Source organism: Methanophagales archaeon (genome assembly GCA_021159465.1).
Taxonomy (GTDB): domain Archaea; phylum Halobacteriota; class Syntropharchaeia; order Alkanophagales; family Methanospirareceae; genus G60ANME1.
Window position 1 is genome coordinate 1 of sequence record JAGGRR010000263.1, and the last position, 6941, is coordinate 6941.

A 6941-nucleotide genomic window follows, 5' to 3' on the forward strand; every position below is an offset into this window, starting at 1 on the left:
ACGTGACTATATATAATGTGTCCAAACTTTATACATACCCATGCCCGGGCACGGGCGGACATACAGAATATGTTGCTTTTTATTCCGATCCGAATAGAACAGAAAAGATAACGGAAGGGCACTGGGAAGGTTATAATGGCGACTGGCATAATGTCTCTTTTTCACCTTTCACAATGTACGCCGATCATACTTATTACTACACGATAAAGACAGGTTCTTATCCTCAGATTCATCACGCCCCTGTGGTGGAAGCGGAAGGAGGGATGGGGATAATTAACTGCACTTCGTTCGTGGATGCGAATGGGCGTTCGTACACCAACTGGATACCGGCGATACGGTTGGTAGGAGAATCTGTGAATAAAACTTTCGGTGTCAAAGAGACAGAATGGCCAATGTTCCATCACGATTTAAACCATACTGGATGCACCCCTGCTACTGGCAACGCATCCGTAAAAGATTATGGCTTATTATGGAGTTATACAACAGACGATAAAGTACTCTCTTCCCCAGTTATTGCAGACCTGGACAGGGATGGATACATGGAAACAATCGTTGGCTCTTATGATGGTAAACTTTATGTTTTCAACTCTACCGGAGCGCTGAAATGGAACCTCACGGCAGGAGGTGCTATTCATTCCACGCCTGCGATTGATGACATAGATAAAGATGCTGAATTAGAAATCGTAGTTGGATCTATGGGCGGTAACCTCTACGCCATTGATGCTGAAGGCAAAGTAAAATGGAACAACACAAATGAATCTTGGATTTGGATGAAGTCCTCACCTGCTATTGCAGACATAGACAAGGACGGAAGTATGGAAATTGTGGCGTGTTCTTACGGATATGATGATTCCAGCCCCGCAATTCATGTTCTCAATTACATGGGGGAAGAAAAGTGGCAGCATTCGATAGATGTTTACGGAGGTTGGTCAGAGTCTTCACCAGCCGTTGCAGACATGGACAAGGATGGTGGCATGGAAATTGTAGTGGGGGCTACTATGGGACTCCATGTTATCAACACCGCTGGTCAAGAGGAATGGAATCATTCATGGATGTATGGTATATACTCCTCCCCAACTATTGGAGATATAGACAACGATGGCGAGATGGAAATTGTCGTGGGCTTTGACTCGTTAGCTGAATGCTACATAAATGATGATCAACTTCTCATTTTCAATTCTACCGGACATTTAGAATGGAACCTCACAGCAGGATTCTCAGTTTCTTCTTCGCCAGCAATTGCAGATCTAGATGGAGATGGAGAAATTGAGCTAATATTTGGGGCAAGTGTTGTGGGATGTGATAGTTGCAATACAACTATTTGCAATCTCACCAGTTGTAATTTAACCTATTGTAATATGACCGATTGTCATACGCTTTATGGAGTACTCTTTGTCCTTAACTCCACGGGACAGGTAGAATGGATTTATGAAACCACAGGTAGTATTGACTCTTCCCCCGCAATTGCTGATTTAGACGGTGAGGGGGATATGGAGATAATAGTTGGGTCTAACGATGGCAAACTCTATATTTTCAACTCCACCGGACAGGTAGAATGGAACTATCAAACCGGTGGTGCTGTTTATTCTTCTCCTGCAATTGCAGATATAAATAATGATGGCAATCTGGAAATAATCGTTGGGTCTGAGGATGGGAAAATATATGCGTTCGGAACTCATTAAAATGGATGAGGAATATCGGAGGGTAGGAAACAAATGAAGAAAAAAAGGATTGTAATCTCAACTGTACTGATAGCAATAGTGTTTTTGTGTTTTGCGCCGACTGTTTCCGCAAATAATTAATCATGGGTTTCTTTGGACGGTGGTAACTCGACAATTCCTGATATAGAGGTATTGAAATCAGATTTTACTGGCGTTGCTCTAAATATCACTGTTCATGGCATGGAAGTAGAACAAAAGGAGGTTGATAATGAGACATTCCAACTTTTGACCATTCCTGAACATGGCTACTTATATAGAATAGGAGAACCACAAGTACCGGCAATAAGGATGTTTTTAGCAGTTCCGCCAGATGCTGAAGAAATAAACGTGAGTATTTTAGATCGTGAATATTCATTGCTATCCGGTTATTATGTTTATCCTGCTCAAGAGCCACCACCTGAGCACTACACAGCCTCAAACTTCACAATAAACCAAACCATTTATTCGACGAATAGTTTTTATCCAGAAAAAGTAGTAAGCATTAGTTATTCGGGATGGCTGCGTGATTATAGGTTTATTCAACTGGAAGTGTGTCCGATATTGTTTAACCCTGTAACTGAAGAACTCAGAGTTTACCATCATTTAGAAGTGGAAATAGAGTTTATCGAAACTGAAGAAGGCATTGCAGGAACAACAAGGCCGGGTTATGAGAATATTTACAAAAGCACTTTTCTTAATTATGATACGGCAAAAGATTGGTATCCCGAATATATTTTGCCAGAAACAATGCAGCTAAATCAGGACCATGAAGACCTTCATAACACCAGTAACCGAGCTGGTTATTTGATAATTACCAATGATACCTTCTATGGGAGTATCCAACATCTCGCAACTTGGAAGACTAAGAAAGGAATGGAAGCGTTTGTTGCAAATGTTAGTGCCATATATTCTCAGTTTCCTGCCGATAATAGCTATGAGAGCATCCGCGAGTTTATCAATTATACCTATTACAACTGGGCTCGTGCGCCTTCCCATGTTTTACTTGTCGGTGATGTTGAGTATGTTCCTACATATTATTACTACGATCCTTATTATGACTATACAGCCACCGACCATTGGTATAGTTGTTTAGCAGGAGGTGATTATTTATCCGATGTTTTCATTGGTAGACTTTCTGTAAAGACAACTGCCGAAACGGATGAGGCTGTAAACAAAGTTGTCAACTACGAAAGTAATCCATATCTGGCGGAGACTGCGTGGTATAAAAAGGCAATGTTAGTCTCAGATACTGGTTATTTCGAAGATACTTCCAACTGGGTTTATGATTTCCTTACTGACCAAGAATATACAGTTGATAAACTTTACAGATCGTTAGGAACAGCAACCACCACTAACATCATTAATTGTTTAAATGATGGGCGTGCTATTGCCAATTATAGGGGACATGGAACTATAGAATGCTGGGGAACAGGACCTTTCTGTAAATCAGACATATTAAGCTTGACCAATGGACGAAAACTTCCCGTAGTGATCAGCCCTACTTGTAATACAGGATGGTTTGATGATCCGACGCTGGATTGTTTTGGAGAAGCTTGGCTTAAGGCAACAAATGGAGGAGGAGTTGGCTATTGGGGTTCTTCCAGGCCGAGTTATGGTGGTTATAACGATGAACTTGACAAGGGAGTATATAAAGCGATTTTCAATGATAACATTTTTGATTTTGGTGGCGTAGCCAACCGAGCGAAACTTTATATGCTCGATGAATATGGGCTAACAAGAAAGGCCAAGCTAGAACTTCACTTATTCAATATACTTGGGGAGCCAGAATTAAATATCTGGACAGATGTACCTCAACCCCTCAATGTGACTCATCCATCCCAAATACCAGTTGGGTCAACGCAAGTTACAGTTACTGTAAAGGATGGCACAAATCCGGTAGAGAATGCCACTGTATGCCTGTGGAAGGATACAGAGGTCTATGTTTATGGATACACAAACTCCACGGGAAAAAAGACATTTGACATCACTACTTCTTCAGAGGGAATAATGAACGTCACGGTTACGAAACATAATTTTGTGCCTTATGAAGGGACAATAATGATTACAAACTTATTATTCTCAGACGACTTCAATGATGGCGATGCAGATGGATGGCAAAACTATGGTGCGGAGGTGATGACAGTGATAGATAAGAGGCTGTACATAGAGGATCGTTACTGTGGCGGGTATGCATTGCCTGAAGGGGTTGATTTGCCTGAAGGTTTTGAGTATCAAGCGGAGATGGAAATTGACAAATACCCAAGCGGAGACTATCCGCATTATGGAATAGTATTCAATGTAGCAGAAAGAGAACCGAATGAAATCACGGGTTACTACTTTGGACTAAACCCGGATTACAACAAAGCGGAGTTGTGGTGGTTCTATTATGCATGGAGTAGTGGGAAATCAGGTGAAATGGTGTATGTGAGAAATAAGCAGCCTGGTTTTGAGACGTATTCAAGTAAGGGAGAATCAGGTGGAATGCAACGCTGGGCGAGTAAAAGTGTTACGGTGAATACAGGAACAAATTATACCTTAAAGGTGGTAAAGAACGGTCTAATTGCTACTTGTTATCTAAATGGCGAAGAGACGTTTACGGTCAATATCGATGAGCAAACGCTTCCAAATTTTCCCGACGTTACGAATTGGAAATATACCGATGGTACCATAGGACTTATGGTTAACGGCGGTGCTTACTATGCTTCGGCGTATTTTGATAATGTGCTTGTCCATCAAATATTACCCGTCCATAACCTCAATAACGGCGAGCACTTCTCAACTATCCAGGCTGCGATAGACGATCCCGATACGCAACCCGGACATACAATTATAGTTGATCCTGGAACCTATACAGAGAATGTAGATGTGTATAAGGCAAACCTCACGTTAATTGGTGCAGGCGCGGATGTGACGATTGTTAAATCTTACTCAGGATACCATGTGTTTGACGTGACCGCAGACGGTGTGAGCATCATCGGATTTACAGCAACAAATGCAACATCACCATCAGGAGGAAATTACAGAAAATCTGGAATACACCTCGACCATGCTTCATATTGCAACATCTCATACAATAATCTGTCAAAAAACCATTTCGGCGTCTTACTGGATTATGGTTGCTACAATAACAGACTTATAGGCAATACTGCTACCAAGAATGGACGAGGTATTTATCTTGCTGGTTCACACAATAATACAATCATGAACAACAACGCCAGTGATAACAGCTGTTGTGAAGGTATCTGCCTCGAGGGGTCCTGTTATAACACGGTTGTGAACAATATAGCCATCGCAAACAAAGAAGGCTTCATGATTTATTTCGGCAGCCGCAATAATACGTTCAGAGACAACACAGCCACATCGAACAGGAATAACGGCATCATTGAATGGTCTCAGACCGGGGCTCCCAGTACATGGTGCAGGGATAACACGTTTATAAACAACACCGTTAAGGATAACCTCGATGGCATCTGGTTGTACTGTGCGAGCAATAACACGCTTATAAATAACACTATTGAGAACAATGACCACGGCATCGCGATTGATACATCGAGCAATAATAACGTGGTCACTGGCAACACAGTCATAAACAACGACAAAGGCATCTACGTTTATTCTTCGAGCGACAATCTCATCTATAACAACCACCTTGCTAATACAAACAACGCTTACGACACGAGGAACAACATCTGGAATACTACAAAAATGCCGGGAACGAACATCATCGGCGGTTCTTATCTCGGCGGGAACTACTGGAGCGATTATGCTGGTGTGGACTCGAACGGCGATGGGCTTGGTGATACGCTACTGCCTTACAATTCTTCTGGAAATATAACGAAAGGTGGGGATTGGTTGCCACTGGTTTCAACTGGTGGGCCATTATGGACAAGATACTCATCCAGAATAGACAACGAAACACAATATTTAGGAGTAGGCGGAATTGCAGTAGATTCCGAAGACAATGTAATCATTGCCAGCAACAGAGACGTAATAAAATACGATCCTAACGGTAACGTTTTGTGGGAGTATGATCTGTGTGGCTGTGGCGTTGCAGTTGACAAAACCGATGACAGTATTGTAGTCGGTCTTTGCAACTCATCCATTATCAAATTCAGCAAAACCGGCAGCATACTCTGGATAGAAGAACTGCAAGAAGAGCTGTGGTTATCCAGTGTGAAGTCGGTTAATCCTGAAGGAGATATACTTGTCTCCGGGTTTGGTCGCGTAGACGGTGTCTTCAAATCTTACTTCGAGATTAGAGACAAAAATGGCAACTTCATACGCTCAACCACGCGCCCACACAATGGCTGGTGGCCCTCTGCTGTTTTTGCTGAGCCCGGGTACATATATTTGGCTTACGATTTAGCTCAAGGAGTTGCGATAGAAAAAGTCACCGATGACTTCAGCAGCACTTTGTGGACTGCAACACTCTCTAATTGCAGCCAGTATGTCAGTGCTATGGGTGTGGATTCCGAGAATAATTTATTTGTTCGCGGAACTACGGGCGCTGGCGGCGTTGGTCATAACCAGTACACGGCAAAAATTGATGGTGCAAATGGAGATTTGATATGGGAAAGAATTTATGACAGCGGGTATCAGGATTTTGGCGGCGGTCTCGTTATTAACCCCGCTGGTGATGTTCTTGTGGTCGGTACTACTGACTATGAGACAGGTAGTAAAGATAAAGCCGGTATTCTTATTATAAAATATAGTGGTTATGACGGCACTGAACTGAAACAAGTGCTGTACCGCAAATCAATAAATGATGAACGTTTTGAGGTTGCGTGTGGAATAGCGAGGGATTCAAATGGTAACATATACATCGGCGGTAAAGAGTATGACATCAGTGATGGTGAGGGTTGCGGTATCGAAACTCGTCGAGCATTGACTATGAAATATGAACCTTTTTAAACTTTACGGTTAGACCAGCAGAGGAGGGGCGGCAGTACCGGAGCCTCGGAGCCTTATTCTCGCGGCGAGGAAGTTGAAACGAGGAGACAAAAATGTTAAATAAATTTGTTGATAAGACCGGGAGGAAGCCATCGGGATGGCTTGGTAAAAGGATGTATAGTAATCCCCGCGGACATTATAAGTCCTTCCGGTTGACTCTGGATAAACTTCAACTCAAACCAGATGACATATTTCTTGAGATAGGTTGTGGAGGTGGTGTTTTGCTAAATATGGCACTGGAAACGGTAAAACATGCCAAAGCGATAGACCATAGTTCCGATATGGTTCAGA

General features: G+C 42.4%; 3 protein-coding genes. All 3 read left to right on the forward strand.

The features are described 5' to 3' along the window. On the forward strand, positions 1–1682 hold a 1682-nt coding region (locus J7J01_10580), incomplete at its 5' end, for a PQQ-like beta-propeller repeat protein (protein MCD6211304.1). A gap of 171 nt (positions 1683–1853) precedes the next feature. After that, positions 1854–6611 (forward strand): right-handed parallel beta-helix repeat-containing protein, encoded by a 4758-nt coding sequence (locus tag J7J01_10585; GenBank protein MCD6211305.1) that lies wholly within the window; start codon positions 1854–1856, stop codon positions 6609–6611. Positions 6612–6703: 92 nt separating this feature from the next. Further along, on the forward strand, positions 6704–6941 hold a 238-nt coding region (locus J7J01_10590), incomplete at its 3' end, for a class I SAM-dependent methyltransferase (GenBank protein MCD6211306.1).